Origin of the sequence: Pseudomonas sp. BF-RE-25 (assembly GCF_019956105.1) — a bacterium.
GTDB lineage: Bacteria > Pseudomonadota > Gammaproteobacteria > Pseudomonadales > Pseudomonadaceae > Aquipseudomonas > Aquipseudomonas migulae.
In genome coordinates this window covers 18,037-34,279 of the sequence record NZ_JAHBDB010000019.1, presented here as the reverse complement: position 1 = coordinate 34,279, position 16,243 = coordinate 18,037, and the positions used below count along the sequence as shown (strand labels likewise).

Here is a 16,243-nt window from a genome sequence, read left to right as displayed (position 1 = left end):
TGCGTGCGGGCGCCATGCTTTGGCAGCTGACTCAGATGTTGTGGGTCGGCGGCTTGTGGCTGTTACACATCGGTCTGCTGCCGGTGCTGGGCCAAATTGGCCTGGCGCCGCTGCTGATCGAAGAAATTGCAGGCATGCTGAATGCGCTGATGGTGGGTTTCGCCTCGGCGTGTGTAATTTTTCAGGCTTTGGTGCTGGTTCAGGCCGAGGGCCTTGCCAGTCTATGGCGCGATATTCGCGGGCAACTGCTGATGATGGCGCTGTATGCATGCGCGATGTTTTTCGCGGTGCGTGTCGGCTGGCCGGATGCAGTGCGTTGGCAAGTGTTCAGCTATCTTGTTCTGGGCTTTTCCGGGCTGGTGCTGGTCTTGCAGCCGGTACCGGGATGGAGCGGCAGGGTGCGCGAAGCACACCCTTGACCCTTGCCATCACTTGAAGCGATGGACGTTCGACAGCTGCTTGTTGACGCTGAAGTTCTTGCGGTAAATCAGTGCCATCTTGCCGATGACTTGAACCAGATCCGCTTTGCCGACCTTGCAGAGTTCTGCAATGGACGCCAGGCGCGATTCGCGATCGAGGATGTTGAGCTTGATCTTGATCAGCTCGTGATCCGCCAAAGCGCGTTCAAGTTCGGCTAGCACACCTTCAGTCAGACCGTTGTCAGCCACAATCAAAACTGGTTTCAGGTGGTGGCCAATGGATTTGTACTGTTTCTTCTGCTCTTGAGTGAGCGGCATAATCTGACCCTTTCGTCTGGATTCTGTAAAATGGCGGCCATTTTACCCGAGGGTTCGTGGATCCGCCCAACTAATCACGACCCTTATCATCGAGGTGCCCAATGGCGCGTTCCAAGACAAGCCTTGGTTGGCTGAAAAGACATGTCAACGATCCCTATGTGAAGCAGGCGCAGAAGGATGGTTACCGCTCGCGTGCGAGTTACAAGCTTCTGGAGGTCCAGGAGAAATACAAGCTGATCCGTCCGGGTATGAGCGTTGTCGACCTGGGGGCTGCGCCCGGCGGCTGGTCGCAGGTCACCAGTCGGCTGATCGGTGGTCAGGGGCGTCTGATCGCCTCGGACATCCTGGAAATGGACGGCATTCCGGACGTGACTTTCATCCAGGGTGACTTCACCGAGGACAAAGTGCTCGCTCAGATCCTTGAAGCCGTCGGTAATTCGCAGGTGGACCTTGTGATTTCCGATATGGCCCCCAATATGAGTGGTACGCCTGAGGTGGACATGCCCAAAGCCATGTTTCTATGTGAGCTGGCTCTTGATCTGGCTGCCCGGATACTCAAGCCGGGTGGTAATTTCGTGATCAAGGTGTTTCAGGGCGAAGGGTTTGATGCTTACGTGAAGGACGCTCGTCAGAAATTCGACAAGGTCCAGATGATCAAGCCGGACTCTTCCCGTGGCAGTTCCCGCGAGCAATACATGCTGGCTTGGGGCTACCGCGGCCGTAGTGAGTAAATCGAGGTTTTTTTGCGGGGCGATAGGTTTTTCGTATTTCGCCTTGTGGGAATTAGCGAATATTGTGTAGGAAGTGTTTCACAAAGGGTTACAGACGGCGCCTGCCAGTGTTGTAGGTAATGTAGTAAGTTAGGCCGGTGAATATCATGCGAAGCGCGCGCCATTAGCGGCGCTTGCTTCAGAGGGTAGTTAATTGAACGATATGGCAAAGAATCTGATCCTGTGGTTGATCATCGCGGCTGTCCTGGTGACAGTGATGAACAACTTCTCCAGCCCTAACGAGCCGCAGACCCTCAACTATTCCGACTTCATCCAGCAGGTCAAGGATGGCAAGGTCGAGCGCGTAGCCGTTGATGGCTATGTGATTACCGGTAAGCGCAACGATGGCGACAGCTTCAAGACCATTCGTCCTGCGATCCAGGACAACGGTCTGATCGGCGATCTCGTGGACAACCACGTGGTAGTCGAAGGCAAGCAGCCTGAGCAGCAAAGCATCTGGACTCAACTGCTGGTCGCGAGCTTCCCGATCCTGGTGATCATCGCCGTGTTCATGTTCTTCATGCGGCAGATGCAGGGCGGTGCCGGAGGCAAGGGCGGGCCGATGAGCTTCGGCAAGAGCAAGGCGCGCCTGCTCTCCGAAGATCAGGTGAAAACTACCCTGGCTGACGTTGCCGGTTGCGACGAAGCCAAGGAAGAAGTCGGCGAGCTGGTCGAATTCCTCCGCGATCCGGGCAAGTTCCAGCGTCTGGGCGGCCGCATTCCTCGCGGCGTGCTGATGGTCGGTCCTCCGGGTACCGGTAAAACCTTGCTGGCCAAGGCAATTGCCGGTGAAGCCAAGGTGCCGTTCTTCACCATTTCCGGTTCCGACTTTGTCGAAATGTTCGTCGGTGTCGGTGCCAGCCGTGTTCGCGACATGTTCGAGCAAGCAAAAAAACATGCGCCATGCATCATCTTCATCGATGAAATCGACGCCGTCGGTCGCCACCGTGGCGCCGGCATGGGTGGTGGTCACGATGAGCGCGAGCAGACTCTCAACCAGTTGCTGGTAGAGATGGACGGCTTTGAAATGAATGACGGCATCATCGTCATCGCCGCAACCAACCGTCCGGACGTACTGGACCCGGCGTTGCTGCGTCCGGGCCGTTTCGACCGTCAGGTTGTGGTCGGGCTGCCGGATATCCGCGGTCGCGAGCAAATTCTCAAGGTCCACATGCGTAAAGTGCCGATGGGTGACGACGTCGCTCCGGCCGTGATCGCTCGTGGTACGCCTGGTTTCTCCGGTGCCGACCTTGCCAACCTGGTGAACGAGGCGTCGCTGTTCGCTGCCCGCACCGGCAAGCGCATCGTCGAGATGAAAGAATTCGAACTGGCGAAAGACAAGATCATGATGGGCGCCGAGCGCAAATCCATGGTCATGTCCGAGAAAGAGAAGCAGAACACCGCCTATCACGAAGCAGGCCATGCCATTGTTGGTCGCGTCGTGCCTGAGCATGACCCGGTCTACAAAGTGTCGATCATCCCGCGCGGTCGTGCGCTGGGTGTGACCATGTTCCTGCCGGAAGAAGATCGCTACAGCCTGTCCAAGCGTGCGTTGATCAGCCAGATCTGTTCGCTGTACGGCGGCCGTATCGCTGAAGAGATGACTTTGGGCTTTGACGGTGTCACCACCGGTGCATCCAACGACATCATGCGTGCCAGTCAGATTGCACGGAACATGGTGACCAAGTGGGGTCTGTCGGAGAAACTCGGTCCGTTGATGTACGCCGAAGAAGAGGGCGAAGTGTTCCTCGGTCGCGGCGGCGGTGGTCAGAGTGCAAGCTTCTCCGGTGAGACAGCCAAACTGATCGACTCCGAAGTGCGCAGCATCATTGACCAGTGCTATGGCACGGCCAAACAGATCCTCACTGATAACCGTGACAAGCTCGACGCCATGGCTGATGCCCTGATGAAGTACGAAACGATCGATGCCGATCAGATCGACGACATCATGGCGGGTCGTACGCCTCGCGAACCTCGCGACTGGTCGGGCGGCACCGGTACCTCCGGAACGCCTCCGGTGGTACAGGATGAGCGCCCGGAAACACCGATCGGCGGTCCGGCTGCTGACGTTTAAGGTTTGAAATGACTTCTGTTCAGTCCTCAACCCGGTTGCCTTGCGGCAACCGGGTTCTTGATTTGGCCCAGACGCATGTCATGGGCATTCTCAATGTCACCCCTGATTCCTTTTCCGATGGCGGCCAATACAGCCAGCTCGATGCGGCCTTGCGCCACGCCGAAGCCATGGTGCTGGCCGGCGCGACGCTGATTGATGTCGGTGGTGAGTCGACCCGGCCCGGTGCCAGGGCGGTTTCGCCGCTCGAAGAGCTGGAGCGCGTAGCGCCGATCGTCGAGCGCATCAACCGCGAGCTGGATGTGATTATCTCGGTCGATACCTCCACACCAGCTGTCATGCGTGAAGCGGCGCGGCTGGGTGCGGGTTTGATCAATGACGTTCGTTCGTTGCGTCGAGAGGGTGCTCTGGATGCGGCGGCCGCCACTGGCCTGCCGGTCTGTCTGATGCATATGCTCGGTGAGCCGGGCGATATGCAGGACAATCCGCATTATGAGGATGTCACCCGAGAGGTCGGCGAGTTTCTTGTCGCGCGCATGGCGCAGTGTGCGTCAGTCGGAATTCCGGCTGAGCGGATCATCCTGGATCCGGGTTTCGGCTTCGCCAAAACCTTGCAGCACAACCTGAGCTTGTTCAAACATATGGAAGTCCTGCATACCTTGGGGCGGCCCCTGTTGGTCGGGGTTTCGCGAAAGAGCATGATAGGTCAGGCCTTGAATCGCCCGGTCGGTGAACGACTGCATGGCGGTTTGGCACTCGCGGCGCTGGCTTCATTCAAGGGGGCGCGTATATTGCGCGTCCATGATGTGGCCGAAACCGTCGATGTGGTGCGGATGATCGCCGCAGTGGAATCAGCCGAATAAGAATGATGGAGCACTTATGACTAAGAAATATTTTGGCACCGACGGTATTCGTGGTCGGGTCGGCGTGTACCCGATTACCCCTGAATTCATGCTCAAGCTCGGCTGGGCTGCGGGCATGGCGTTCCGCAAAATGGGCGCCTGCAAAGTGTTGGTAGGCAAGGACACCCGGATCTCCGGATACATGTTCGAATCGGCGCTCGAGGCCGGGCTGACTTCGGCGGGTGCCGACGTGATGCTCCTGGGCCCGATGCCGACGCCGGCCATTGCCTACCTGACGCGTACTTTCCATGCCGAAGCAGGCATCGTGATCAGTGCCTCGCACAATCCTCACGATGACAACGGTATCAAGTTTTTCTCCGGCAAGGGCACCAAGCTGCCGGATGATATCGAGCATATGATCGAAGAGTTGCTCGACACCCCGATGACCGTGGTTGAGTCGAGCAAAATCGGCAAAGTGTCGCGAATCAACGATGCTTCGGGTCGTTATATCGAATTCTGCAAGAGCAGCGTACCGACCGGCACCAGCTTTACGGGCCTGAAGATCGTGATCGATTGTGCTCACGGTGCGACCTACAAAGTGGCGCCGAGTGTGTTCCGCGAGTTGGGCGCCGACGTTGTCGTGCTTTCAGCGCAGCCAAACGGCTTGAACATCAATGACAACTGCGGTTCGACCCATATGGGTCAGTTGCAGGCTGCCGTTCTTGCCGAACATGCTGATCTCGGTATTGCGTTTGATGGTGATGGCGACCGGGTCCTGATGGTCGATCACACGGGTGCTGTTGTCGATGGTGACGAGCTGCTGTTCATCATCGCCCGCGACTTGCATGAGCGTGATCTGCTGAAAGGCGGTGTGGTCGGAACATTGATGAGTAACCTGGGTCTGGAACTGGCCCTCGCAGACCTGTCGATTCCGTTTGTGCGTGCCAACGTCGGCGACCGTTATGTGATCGCGGATCTGCTGGAGCGCAATTGGCTGGTCGGTGGTGAGAACTCGGGTCATATCGTCTGCTTCAATCACACCACCACCGGTGATGCGATCATTGCAGCGTTGCAGGTGCTGATGGCATTGCAGACTCGCTCCGAGGGACTGGCTCAAGCCCGTCAGTCGCTGCGCAAGTGTCCTCAGGTGCTGATCAACGTGCGTTTCGGTGGTGGTGCGAGCCCGCTGGATCATCCGTCGGTCAAAGAGGCCAGCGAGCGCGTTACCAAGGCCATGGCTGGGCGTGGGCGCGTGCTGTTGCGCAAGTCCGGCACCGAGCCGTTGGTGCGTGTCATGGTCGAAGGCGAGGACGAAACACAGGTTCGCGGCTATGCCGAAGAGCTGGCAAAACTGGTTACTGAAGTTTCTGCCTGAATTCGGCTTGCCAGCCATGATTGTGTTGGGTAACATCTGCGCCCACTTTGACCGACGAGGTACAGCATGCGTCGCCCTATGGTAGCTGGTAACTGGAAGATGCACGGTACCCGCGCCAGCGTCGCTGAGCTGATCAACGGCCTGAGTCATTTGGCCTTGCCGAGCGGTGTTGATGTCGCGGTATTCCCGCCTTTCCTGCATATCAATCAAGTGATTGAAGGTTTGAAAGGCAAGTCGATTTCGGTCGGCGCGCAGAACTCTGCAGTGGAATCCATGCAAGGCGCTTTGACTGGCGAAGTTGCACCGAGTCAGTTGGTGGATGCAGGTTGTACCTTTGTACTTGTCGGGCATTCCGAGCGCCGCCAAATGGGCGAGCAGGACGGAATGCTGATTCGCAAGTTCGCAGCGGCACAGGCATGTGGCTTGATTCCAGTGTTGTGTATAGGGGAGACCCTGGAGCAACGCGAAGCTGGGAAAACTCTTGAGGTTGTCGGGCGTCAGCTTGGCAGTATCATTGAGGAGCTGGGTGTTGGTGCTTTTGCAAATGCAGTCATTGCTTACGAGCCGGTCTGGGCTATTGGTACCGGGCTGACTGCTTCGCCGCAACAGGCGCAGGATGTGCACGCAGCCATTCGCGCTCAGTTGGCGGCAGAGAATTCTGAGGTCGCACAAGGTGTGCGGCTTCTATACGGCGGCAGCGTGAAGGCGGCCAATGCGGTCGAACTGTTCGGCATGCCGGATATCGATGGGGGGCTCATTGGTGGAGCTTCCCTGAATGCAGATGAGTTCGGTGCGATTTGTCGCGCCGCGGGAAACTGAAAAAATGCTGGAAACAGTCGTAGTCGTTTTTCATCTGCTGGGTGCATTGGGCGTAGTTGCTCTGGTATTGCTGCAGCAGGGTAAGGGTGCGGATGCTGGCGCGTCTTTCGGAGCAGGTGCTTCAAATACTGTGTTCGGAAGCCAAGGTTCCTCTACCTTTCTTAGTAAGTTTACTGCTATACTTGCCGCCGGTTTCTTCATAACCAGCTTAGGGTTAGGTTACTTTGCTAAAGAGAAGGCTCACCAGCTGACTCAAGTAGGTTTGCCAAATCCAGCAGTGTTGGAAGTTCCAAAGCAACAACCGGCTTCTGATGATGTACCGGTGCTTCAAGAGCAAAAGTCGGCTACTCCAGCGACTGACGTACCTCCAGCTCAAGAGCAAAAGTAAGAAGGGTTTCAAACGTAGTATTGCCGAGGTGGTGGAATTGGTAGACACGCAACCTTGAGGTGGTTGTGCCCATAGGGTGTAGGGGTTCGAGTCCCCTTCTCGGTACCAATTATCAGGAGAGCCCGCTGTTGCGGGCTTTCTTGTAGGTGGAAGGTTACATTGACCCTGTCAGGGATCGGTCGTATACTTCCGCCCCAGCTTTGTCGCGGGGTGGAGCAGTCTGGTAGCTCGTCGGGCTCATAACCCGAAGGTCGTCGGTTCAAATCCGGCCCCCGCAACCAGTTTAAGGAGCCCCTTTTAAGGGGCTTTTTGTTAGCTGGACACTTTCTACGCCGCTGTTCGACGGCGTTTCAAGGATGGGCGTTTCGCCCATTTTTTTATTTTGCATAGCATGCACATACATGCACGAGGGGGTTCAGGTGTCGAGCAAGCTAGAAGAGTTGCAGGCCTTGTTGGCCCCGGTGGTCGTGGCCCTAGGCTATGAATGCTGGGGTATTGAGTTTTCGGCTCAAGGTCGCCACTCAATGTTGCGCGTTTATATTGATAAAGAAGGCGGCGTGCTGGTGGACGATTGCGCCATCGTCAGCCGTCAGATCAGCGGTGTCCTGGATGTTGAAGATCCAATCGCCGTTGAGTACACCCTTGAAGTTTCCTCGCCTGGCATGGAACGCCCGCTGTTCACTATTGAGCAGTTTGCAAAATTTGCCGGTGAACAAGTGAAGATCAGGCTGCGCTCGCCTTTTGAAGGGCGACGCAACTTTCAGGGCCTTCTGCGCGGTGTAGAAGAGCAGGATGTCGTGGTGCAGGTAGAAGACCATGAGTTCCTGTTGCCGATCGATATGATCGACAAGGCCAACATTATTCCCAGTTTTGACTGAGACGCGGATCCCGCGGATCCAATGGCTTGCGAAAGGCGAGGCGTACGATGAGCAAAGAAGTACTGCTGGTTGTTGAGTCGGTATCCAATGAAAAGGGCGTACCGGCAAACGTAATTTTTGAAGCGCTGGAGCTGGCTCTGGCCACTGCTACCAAAAAGCGTTTCGAGGACGAAGTCGATCTGCGTGTGGAAATCAATCGCCACACCGGTGCTTACGAGACCTTCCGTCGCTGGACGGTTGTCGAAGAAGCAGACCTGGACGATCCGGCCATCGAAACCTGGCCGAGCAAGGTTGCCGAAACGCATCCTGGTGCCCAGGTTGGTGATGTAGTCGAAGAAAAAATCGAATCCATCGAGTTCGGCCGCATTGCTGCACAGACTGCCAAGCAAGTCATCGTGCAGAAAGTTCGCGAAGCCGAGCGCGCTCAAGTCGTTGACGCCTATCGCGAGCGCCTGGGGGAAATCATCTCCGGCACCGTGAAGAAAGTGACCCGCGACAATGTGATCGTCGACCTGGGCAACAACGCTGAAGCGTTGCTGGCTCGTGAAGACATCATCTCTCGCGAAACCTTCCGGGTTGGCGTGCGTCTGCGTGCGCTGCTCAAGGAAATCCGCACCGAGAACCGCGGCCCGCAGCTGATCCTGTCGCGTACCGCGCCGGAAATGCTGATCGAGTTGTTCCGCATCGAAGTGCCGGAAATCGCTGAAGGCCTGATCGAAGTAATGGCTGCCTCCCGTGACCCGGGTTCGCGCGCCAAGATCGCGGTCCGCTCCAAGGACAAACGCATCGACCCGCAGGGCGCTTGCATCGGTATGCGCGGTTCGCGCGTCCAGGCAGTGTCGGGTGAGTTGGGCGGTGAGCGTGTTGATATCGTCCTGTGGGACGACAACCCGGCTCAGTTCGTAATCAACGCCATGTCCCCGGCTGAGGTTGCGGCAATTATCGTTGACGAAGATGCCCATGCAATGGACATCGCCGTTGGCGCAGACAATCTGGCTCAGGCCATCGGTCGCGGTGGTCAGAACGTGCGTCTGGCTAGCCAGTTGACTGGCTGGACCCTGAACGTGATGACCGAATCGGACATCCAGGCTAAGCAGCAAGCAGAAACCGGCGACATCCTGCGCAACTTCATCGACGAGCTGGAAGTCGACGAAGACCTGGCACAGGTGCTGGTAGATGAAGGCTTCACCAGCCTGGAAGAGATTGCCTACGTACCGTTGGAAGAAATGCTCAACATCGACGGCTTTGACGAAGAAACCGTCAACGAGCTTCGCGCTCGTGCCAAGGATCGTTTGTTGACCAAAGCCATCGCTACTGAGGAAAAGCTGGCAGACGCCCATCCGGCCGAAGACCTGCTCTCGCTTGAGGGTATGGACAAGGATTTGGCGATGGAACTGGCGGTGCGCGGCGTAATTACCCGCGAAGACCTGGCCGAGCAGTCTATTGACGACCTGCTCGACATCGACGGCATTGACGATGATCGTGCCGGCAAGTTGATCATGGCCGCCCGAGCCCACTGGTTCGAGTAATTAGGCGCGGCCTGAGGAGAGAAGTGCATGACGCAAGTCACGGTGAAACAACTGGCCGATGAGGTCAAAACACCGGTAGAGCGCCTGTTGCAGCAGATGCGTGAGGCAGGTCTGCCGCACACCGCCGCCGAAGAACATGTGACTGACAGTGAGAAGCAATCTTTGCTGACTCACTTGAAAAGCAGCCACAAGGCGAAAGTGGAAGAACCACGCAAGATCACACTGCAGCGTAAAACCACCAGCACCCTGCGTGTTGCTGGCAGCAAAAGCATCAGTGTTGAAGTCCGTAAAAAGAAAGTTTTCGTACAGCGCAGCCCGGAAGAAATCGAAGCCGAGCGCAAACGCGAACTGGACGAACGTCGCGCAGTAGAAAATGCTGCTCGTCAGAAGGCTGAAGAAGAAGCCAAGCGTCGCGCCGAAGAAGAAGCGCGTCGCCAGCCTGCTGCTGCGCAAACCGCTACCAACGACGCTGTTGCAGCGCCGGTTGCCGTTGCCGAGCCAGTGCGTGAAAGCGCTCCGGTGGTTGCAGCTGCTCCAGCTCCGTCTGCTGATGTTCGCAACAAGCAGAACGAACAGCGCCGTCCGGACAAACCACGTGCCGACGATAACAATCGTCGTGGCAGTGGCGATGGCGAGCGCAAAAACGCTCCGCATCGTGCTTCGGTTAAAGAGAAAGCGCCTGCTCCACGTGTTGCGCCACGTACTACCGACGAAGAAAGCGATGGCTTCCGTCGTGGTGGTCGCGGCAAGGCCAAGCTGAAGAAACGCAACGCTCACGGTTTCCAGAGCCCAACCGGCCCTGTAGTGCGCGAAGTGAAGATCGGCGAGACCATCACTGTTGGCGATCTTGCCCAGCAGATGTCGGTCAAGGCTGCTGAAATCATCAAGTTCATGTTCAAACTGGGTACCCCAGCGACCATCAACCAGGTACTGGATCAGGAAACTGCCCAACTGGTTGCCGAAGAGCTGGGCCACAAAGTGACCCTGGTCAGCGACACCGCCCTGGAAGATTCCCTGGCCGAGTCCCTGAAGTTTGAAGGTGAAGCGTTCTCCCGTGCTCCGGTCGTGACCGTAATGGGCCACGTTGACCACGGTAAGACCTCGCTGCTCGACTACATCCGTCGTGCCAAGGTTGCTGCTGGCGAAGCCGGCGGTATCACCCAGCACATCGGCGCGTACCACGTTGAAACCGAACGCGGCATGGTCACCTTCCTCGACACCCCTGGTCACGCCGCGTTTACCGCCATGCGTGCTCGTGGTGCCAAGGCGACCGACATCGTGATCCTGGTGGTTGCAGCGGACGACGGCGTGATGCCGCAGACCGTTGAAGCCGTTCAGCACGCCAAGGCTGCCGGTGTTCCGCTGGTTGTAGCTGTGAACAAAATCGACAAGCCGGGCGCCGATCTCGATCGCATCCGTAGCGAACTGTCGGTTCACGGCGTGACTTCGGAAGAGTGGGGCGGCGACACCCCGTTCGTATCGGTTTCGGCGAAAGTCGGTACTGGCGTGGACGAGTTGCTCGAAGCTGTTCTGCTGCAAGCTGAAGTTCTGGAACTGAAAGCAACTCCGTCGGCTCCGGGTCGTGGCGTTGTGGTTGAATCGCGTCTCGACAAAGGTCGTGGCCCGGTTGCTACCGTTCTGGTTCAAGACGGTACCCTGCGCCAAGGCGACATGGTCCTGGTCGGTTCGAACTATGGCCGTGTACGTGCCATGCTCGACGAGAACGGCAAGCCAATCAAAGAAGCCGGTCCTTCCATCCCTGTCGAGATCCTCGGCCTGGACGGTACGCCGGATGCTGGCGACGAGATGAGCGTGGTTGCCGACGAGAAGAAAGCCCGTGAAGTGGCTCTGTTCCGTCAAGGCAAGTTCCGCGAAGTCAAGCTGGCCCGTGCTCACGCCGGCAAGCTTGAAAACATCTTCGAGAACATGGGTCAGGAAGAGAAGAAGACGCTCAACATCGTCCTAAAATCCGACGTCCGTGGTTCGCTGGAAGCGTTGAACGGTGCCTTGAATGGCCTGGGTAACGACGAAGTGCAAGTGCGTGTTGTCGGTGGCGGTGTCGGTGGTATCACCGAGTCCGACGCCAACCTGGCACTGGCCTCCAACGCTGTACTGTTCGGCTTCAACGTGCGTGCCGATGCTGGCGCTCGCAAGATCGTCGAGCAGGAAGGTCTGGATATGCGTTACTACAACGTGATCTACGACATCATCGAAGACGTCAAGAAAGCCCTGACCGGTATGCTCGGCAGCGATGTTCGCGAGAACATCCTGGGTGTGGCCGAAGTGCGTGACGTGTTCCGTTCGCCGAAGTTTGGCGCGATCGCCGGTTGCATGGTTATCGAAGGTGTTGTTCACCGTAACCGTCCAATCCGTGTACTGCGTGAAGACATCGTTATCTTCGAAGGCGAGCTGGAATCCCTGCGCCGCTTCAAGGATGACGCTTCCGAAGTACGTGCCGGCATGGAATGCGGTATCGGCGTGAAGAGCTACAACGACGTCAAAGTCGGTGACAAGATCGAAGTCTTCGAGAAGGTTCAGGTTGCTCGCAGCCTCTAACTCGCGCACTTCAAGGGCCACGATGGGCCGCTGCATGCAAATGCGCGGCACAGCGTCAGGACTCTAAACGCAACGCCCGGTCTGGCTTTTGTCAGGCCGGGCGTTTGCCGCTTTCAGACCCCACGGGTTTCACCGTGAGGCAGTAACAGGTAACAAGACATGGCAAAAGAATATAGCCGTACCCAGCGTATCGGCGATCAGATGCAGCGTGAGCTGGCACAGCTGATCCGTCGTGAAGTCAAAGATCCGCGCGTAGGCCTGGTCACCATTACCGCTGTTGAAGTTAGTCGTGACGTTGGTCACGCCAAGATTTTCATCACCGTGATGGGCCAGGACAGCGCCGAAGATATCGCGCAAAGCATCAAGGTGCTCAACTCCGCCGCCGGTTTCCTGCGCATGCAGTTGGCCCGCGAAATGAAGTTGCGCAGCGTTCCGCAGTTGCACTTCCACTACGACGAAAGCGTCGTGCGTGGTGCGCACCTGTCGGCCCTGATCGAGCGTGCGGTGGCTGAAGACAATCAGCACCCGGTTGCGGCAGAAGTCGAAGACACCAAGGAGTAATCGGTGGCTCAGGTCAAACGTATCCGTCGTAACGTCAGCGGCATTATCCTGCTCGACAAACCGCTGGGGTTCACCTCCAACGCAGCGTTGCAGAAGGTTCGCTGGTTGCTGAACGCCGAGAAGGCCGGGCACACCGGCAGTCTTGATCCGCTGGCCACCGGCGTGTTGCCGTTGTGCTTCGGTGAGGCGACCAAGTTCTCGCAATACCTGCTCGATTCCGACAAGGGTTATGAAACCCTGGCGCAGCTGGGCAAAACCACCACCACGGCGGATGCCGAAGGTGAAGTTTTGCAGGAGCGCCCGGTGACCGTTGGTCGATCCGATGTCGAAGCGGTACTGCCGAAATTTCGTGGGCAAATCAGTCAGATACCGCCGATGTACTCGGCGCTCAAGCGTGATGGCCAGCCGCTGTACAAGCTGGCACGTGCAGGCGAAGTAGTGGAGCGCGAACCGCGTTCTGTTACTATTGCGCGCTTGGAATTGCTGGCCTTTGAAGGTGATACTGCGCGGCTTGCGGTGGATTGCAGCAAAGGCACCTATATTCGCACCCTGGTGGAGGATATCGGTGAGCAACTCGGTTGTGGCGCTTACGTTGCTGAATTGCGACGTACCCAGGCCGGGCCTTTCACGCTGGCGCAGACTGTCACGCTTGAAGAGCTGGAAGCGGTACATGCCGAAGGCGGCAACGAAGCGGTCGACCGCTTCCTGATGCCATCGGACAGCGGCCTGCTGGATTGGCCACTGCTGCAGTTCTCGGAAGCGAGCGCGTTCTACTGGCTCAACGGCCAGCCGGTTCGTGCCCCGGATGCTCCGAAGTTCGGCATGGTACGGGTACAGGATCACAATGGTCGCTTCATCGGTATCGGTGAAGTGAGCGAAGACGGGCGCATCGCGCCGCGTCGACTGATTCGGTCAGAATGACCGGACGAGGGTGGCTGTCAACAGGCACGGTCACTACTCATTTTTAGATACAGGGATTTGTCCCTGGCCTGTTGAAACTGTTTCTTTGAAACAGTTTCCTGATAAAAGGATTGCCTCATGGCTCTCGACGTTCAAGAAAAAGCTCAAATCGTAGCTGACTACCAGCAAGCTGTTGGTGACACTGGTTCGCCAGAAGTGCAAGTTGCACTGCTGACCCACAACATCAACAAGCTGCAAGGTCACTTCAAGGCCAACGGTAAAGATCACCACTCCCGTCGTGGTCTGATCCGCATGGTAAACCAGCGTCGTAAGCTGCTGGACTACCTGAAAGGCAAGGATCTGGGTCGTTATCAGACTCTGATCGGTCGCCTGGGTCTGCGTCGCTAATAAGCGATTGCGCTAGAGGTTGGTTGTCTGCCGTGCATCAGTGGGTTTCCCGCTGGTGCGTGGCAGGCTCCCAGCCTCAAGTTTTATCTGGATACACCGTTTTACCCTGGACAGGCGTTGGGCCGATTCCCGACATTGCCCAAGAATTTCGCAAGAAGACAAGTTCCCCAAGAGCCACAAAAGAAGGTAGGACACCGTGAACCCGGTAATCAAAAAATTCCAGTTCGGTCAGTCGACCGTTACCCTCGAGACTGGCCGTATCGCCCGTCAGGCCTCCGGCGCAGTATTGGTCACCGTTGACGACGACGTCAGCGTATTGGTGACCGTAGTCGGTGCCAAGCAAGCCGATCCAGGCAAGGGCTTCTTCCCTCTGTCCGTTCACTACCAGGAAAAGACTTACGCTGCCGGTAAGATCCCTGGCGGTTTCTTCAAGCGCGAAGGCCGTCCTTCCGAGAAAGAAACCCTGACTTCCCGACTGATCGACCGTCCGATCCGTCCTCTGTTCCCGGAAGGCTTCATGAACGAAGTGCAGGTAGTCTGCACCGTCGTTTCCACCAGCAAGAAGACCGATCCGGACATCGCTGCGATGATCGGTACCTCGGCTGCGCTGGCCATCTCCGGCATTCCTTTCGATGGCCCGATCGGCGCTGCCCGCGTTGCGTTCCACGAAAGCACCGGCTACCTGCTGAACCCGACTTACGAACAACTGAAAGCATCGAGCCTGGACATGGTCGTTGCCGGTACTTCGGAAGCCGTTCTGATGGTTGAATCGGAAGCCAAAGAGCTGACCGAAGACCAGATGCTGGGCGCGGTACTGTTTGCTCACGACGAGTTCCAGGTGGTGATCAACGCCGTCAAGGAACTGGCCGCCGAAGCTGCCAAGCCGACCTGGACCTGGGCTCCACAACCAGAAGCCACTGCTCTGCTGGGCGCTATCCGTGCCGAGTTCGGCGACGCGATCTCCCAGGCTTACACCATCACCATCAAGGCCGACCGTTACGCTCGCCTGGGTGAGCTGAAGGATCAGGTTGTTGCCAAGCTGTCCGGTGAAGAAGGCCAGCCTTCTTCCAGCGAAGTCAAAGCTGCTTTCGGCGAAATCGAATACCGCACCGTTCGCGAAAACATCGTAAACGGCAAGCCACGTATCGACGGCCGCGACACCAAGACCGTACGTCCTTTGAACATCGAAGTCGGTGTTCTGCCAAAGACCCACGGTTCGGCTCTGTTCACCCGTGGCGAAACCCAGGCTCTGGTCGTTGCAACACTGGGCACCGCCCGTGACGCACAACTGCTGGACACCCTGGAAGGCGAGAAAAAAGACCCGTTCATGCTGCACTACAACTTCCCTCCGTTCTCGGTAGGTGAGTGTGGTCGCATGGGTGGCGCTGGTCGTCGCGAAATCGGTCACGGCCGTCTGGCCCGCCGTTCGGTTCAGGCCATGCTGCCTGCTGCCGACGTGTTCCCGTACACCATCCGTGTTGTATCGGAAATCACCGAGTCCAACGGTTCGAGCTCCATGGCTTCGGTCTGCGGCGCTTCCCTGGCCCTGATGGACGCTGGCGTTCCGATGAAGGCACCGGTTGCCGGTATCGCGATGGGTCTGGTTAAAGAAGGCGAGAAATTCGCTGTCCTGACCGACATCCTGGGTGACGAAGACCACCTCGGCGACATGGACTTCAAAGTAGCTGGTACCGCCAAAGGTGTTACCGCGCTGCAGATGGACATCAAGATCAAAGGCATCACCGAAGAAATCATGGAGATCGCTCTGGGCCAAGCCCTGGAAGCGCGCCTGAACATCCTCGGTCAGATGAACCAGATCATTGGCCAGTCGCGTACCGAGCTGTCGGAAAACGCTCCGACCATGATCGCGATGAAAATCGACACCGACAAAATCCGTGATGTCATCGGTAAAGGCGGCGCGACCATTCGTGCGATCTGTGAAGAGACCAAGGCTTCGATCGACATCGAAGACGACGGCTCGATCAAGATCTTCGGCGAAACCAAGGAAGCGGCTGAAGCAGCACGTCAGCGCGTTCTGGGCATCACCGCAGAAGCTGAAATCGGCAAGATCTACGTCGGTAAAGTTGAGCGCATCGTCGACTTCGGCGCATTCGTCAACATCCTGCCGGGCAAGGACGGTCTGGTTCACATCTCGATGCTGAGCGATGCTCGCGTTGAGAAAGTGACCGACATCCTGAAAGAAGGCCAGGAAGTGGAAGTGCTGGTACTGGACGTGGACAACCGCGGCCGTATCAAGCTCTCCATCAAAGACGTAGCAGCAGCCAAGGCTTCGGGCGTTTAATCACTCCCCACGCCTGACCGCTTCAACGTTATAAAAAATGCCCCGCAGTGAAAACTGCGGGGCATTTTTTTGTCTGCGAAAACTGGAAACGGTTTGTGGATTTGCCC

General features: G+C 57.3%; 15 protein-coding genes and 2 tRNA genes. 16 read left to right on the top strand and 1 reads right to left on the bottom strand.

Features of this window, described 5'->3' with window-relative positions; all coding sequences use genetic code 11:
- Nucleotides 1-14: 14 nt before the first annotated feature.
- Nucleotides 15-419, top strand: coding sequence for an MFS transporter (locus KGB24_RS10510; protein WP_192227690.1), 405 nt, complete (start codon nucleotides 15-17; stop codon nucleotides 417-419).
- A gap of 9 nt (nucleotides 420-428) precedes the next feature.
- Here the strand turns inward: KGB24_RS10510 and KGB24_RS10505 are convergent, their stop codons facing one another.
- Entirely contained in the window at nucleotides 429-737 is a 309-nt protein-coding gene (locus KGB24_RS10505) for a YhbY family RNA-binding protein (protein ID WP_007942889.1), read from the bottom strand.
- 101 nt (nucleotides 738-838) lie between these two features.
- On the opposite strand from KGB24_RS10505, the gene rlmE reads away from it, so the two are divergent.
- The 15 genes from rlmE (at nucleotide 839) to pnp (ending at nucleotide 16,136) form a co-directional block, all read left to right on the top strand.
- Nucleotides 839-1,468: a 23S rRNA (uridine(2552)-2'-O)-methyltransferase RlmE gene (gene rlmE, locus KGB24_RS10500; RefSeq protein WP_008029769.1), complete on the top strand. Its 630-nt coding sequence runs from the start codon at nucleotides 839-841 to the stop codon at nucleotides 1,466-1,468.
- A 202-nt stretch (nucleotides 1,469-1,670) separates the two neighbouring features.
- Nucleotides 1,671-3,581, top strand: a complete 1,911-nt coding sequence (gene ftsH, locus KGB24_RS10495; protein ID WP_032828773.1) for an ATP-dependent zinc metalloprotease FtsH — start codon at nucleotides 1,671-1,673, stop codon at nucleotides 3,579-3,581.
- An 8-nt stretch (nucleotides 3,582-3,589) separates the two neighbouring features.
- Complete coding sequence (folP, locus tag KGB24_RS10490) at nucleotides 3,590-4,441, top strand: dihydropteroate synthase (RefSeq protein ID WP_223414119.1); 852 nt, start codon at nucleotides 3,590-3,592, stop codon at nucleotides 4,439-4,441.
- A 16-nt stretch (nucleotides 4,442-4,457) separates the two neighbouring features.
- Nucleotides 4,458-5,795, top strand: coding sequence for a phosphoglucosamine mutase (glmM, locus tag KGB24_RS10485; RefSeq protein ID WP_223414118.1), 1,338 nt, complete (start codon nucleotides 4,458-4,460; stop codon nucleotides 5,793-5,795).
- A 66-nt stretch (nucleotides 5,796-5,861) separates the two neighbouring features.
- Nucleotides 5,862-6,614 carry a triose-phosphate isomerase gene (tpiA, locus tag KGB24_RS10480; protein ID WP_223414117.1) on the top strand — a complete coding sequence of 251 codons (753 nt, stop codon included), beginning with the start codon at nucleotides 5,862-5,864 and terminating at the stop codon, nucleotides 6,612-6,614.
- Nucleotides 6,615-6,618: 4 nt separating this feature from the next.
- A complete protein-coding gene (gene secG, locus KGB24_RS10475; protein WP_017336473.1) occupies nucleotides 6,619-7,002 on the top strand; it encodes a preprotein translocase subunit SecG in 384 nt (127 codons plus the stop codon).
- 22 nt (nucleotides 7,003-7,024) lie between these two features.
- Nucleotides 7,025-7,110 (top strand) — tRNA-Leu (locus KGB24_RS10470).
- A 96-nt stretch (nucleotides 7,111-7,206) separates the two neighbouring features.
- Nucleotides 7,207-7,283, top strand: a tRNA-Met gene (locus KGB24_RS10465).
- 138 nt (nucleotides 7,284-7,421) lie between these two features.
- Nucleotides 7,422-7,880, top strand: a complete 459-nt coding sequence (gene rimP, locus KGB24_RS10460; RefSeq protein ID WP_032828556.1) for a ribosome maturation factor RimP — start codon at nucleotides 7,422-7,424, stop codon at nucleotides 7,878-7,880.
- A 47-nt stretch (nucleotides 7,881-7,927) separates the two neighbouring features.
- The gene (gene nusA, locus KGB24_RS10455; RefSeq protein ID WP_008024459.1) at nucleotides 7,928-9,409 is read left to right on the top strand and encodes a transcription termination factor NusA; all 1,482 of its coding nucleotides are present in this window, start codon (nucleotides 7,928-7,930) and stop codon (nucleotides 9,407-9,409) included.
- A 27-nt stretch (nucleotides 9,410-9,436) separates the two neighbouring features.
- Nucleotides 9,437-11,965, top strand: a complete 2,529-nt coding sequence (gene infB / locus KGB24_RS10450) for a translation initiation factor IF-2 (RefSeq protein WP_008024457.1) — start codon at nucleotides 9,437-9,439, stop codon at nucleotides 11,963-11,965.
- A 159-nt stretch (nucleotides 11,966-12,124) separates the two neighbouring features.
- Nucleotides 12,125-12,526, top strand: coding sequence for a 30S ribosome-binding factor RbfA (rbfA, locus tag KGB24_RS10445; protein WP_008024456.1), 402 nt, complete (start codon nucleotides 12,125-12,127; stop codon nucleotides 12,524-12,526).
- Between the two features lie 3 nt (nucleotides 12,527-12,529).
- Nucleotides 12,530-13,447 carry a tRNA pseudouridine(55) synthase TruB gene (truB, locus tag KGB24_RS10440; protein WP_008024455.1) on the top strand — a complete coding sequence of 306 codons (918 nt, stop codon included), beginning with the start codon at nucleotides 12,530-12,532 and terminating at the stop codon, nucleotides 13,445-13,447.
- Nucleotides 13,448-13,564: 117 nt separating this feature from the next.
- A complete protein-coding gene (gene rpsO / locus KGB24_RS10435) occupies nucleotides 13,565-13,834 on the top strand; it encodes a 30S ribosomal protein S15 (RefSeq protein WP_003177875.1) in 270 nt (89 codons plus the stop codon).
- A gap of 196 nt (nucleotides 13,835-14,030) precedes the next feature.
- Entirely contained in the window at nucleotides 14,031-16,136 is a 2,106-nt protein-coding gene (gene pnp / locus KGB24_RS10430; RefSeq protein WP_008024453.1) for a polyribonucleotide nucleotidyltransferase, read from the top strand.
- The last annotated feature ends 107 nt before the right edge of the window (nucleotides 16,137-16,243 follow it).

Bases quoted from the DNA above. Each gene is read 5' to 3' on its own strand.
- glmM (WP_223414118.1), top strand. From the start codon at position 4,458: ATGACTAAGAAATATTTTGGCACCGACGGTATTCGTGGTCGGGTCGGC.
- tpiA (WP_223414117.1), top strand. From the start codon at position 5,862: ATGCGTCGCCCTATGGTAGCTGGTAACTGGAAGATGCACGGTACCCGC.
- rbfA (WP_008024456.1), top strand. From the start codon at position 12,125: ATGGCAAAAGAATATAGCCGTACCCAGCGTATCGGCGATCAGATGCAG.
- secG (WP_017336473.1), top strand. From the start codon at position 6,619: ATGCTGGAAACAGTCGTAGTCGTTTTTCATCTGCTGGGTGCATTGGGC.
- ftsH (WP_032828773.1), top strand. From the start codon at position 1,671: ATGGCAAAGAATCTGATCCTGTGGTTGATCATCGCGGCTGTCCTGGTG.
- rpsO (WP_003177875.1), top strand. From the start codon at position 13,565: ATGGCTCTCGACGTTCAAGAAAAAGCTCAAATCGTAGCTGACTACCAG.
- folP (WP_223414119.1), top strand. From the start codon at position 3,590: ATGACTTCTGTTCAGTCCTCAACCCGGTTGCCTTGCGGCAACCGGGTT.
- KGB24_RS10505 (WP_007942889.1), bottom strand. From the start codon at position 737: ATGCCGCTCACTCAAGAGCAGAAGAAACAGTACAAATCCATTGGCCAC.
- KGB24_RS10510 (WP_192227690.1), top strand. From the start codon at position 15: ATGCTTTGGCAGCTGACTCAGATGTTGTGGGTCGGCGGCTTGTGGCTG.
- rlmE (WP_008029769.1), top strand. From the start codon at position 839: ATGGCGCGTTCCAAGACAAGCCTTGGTTGGCTGAAAAGACATGTCAAC.
- nusA (WP_008024459.1), top strand. From the start codon at position 7,928: ATGAGCAAAGAAGTACTGCTGGTTGTTGAGTCGGTATCCAATGAAAAG.
- infB (WP_008024457.1), top strand. From the start codon at position 9,437: ATGACGCAAGTCACGGTGAAACAACTGGCCGATGAGGTCAAAACACCG.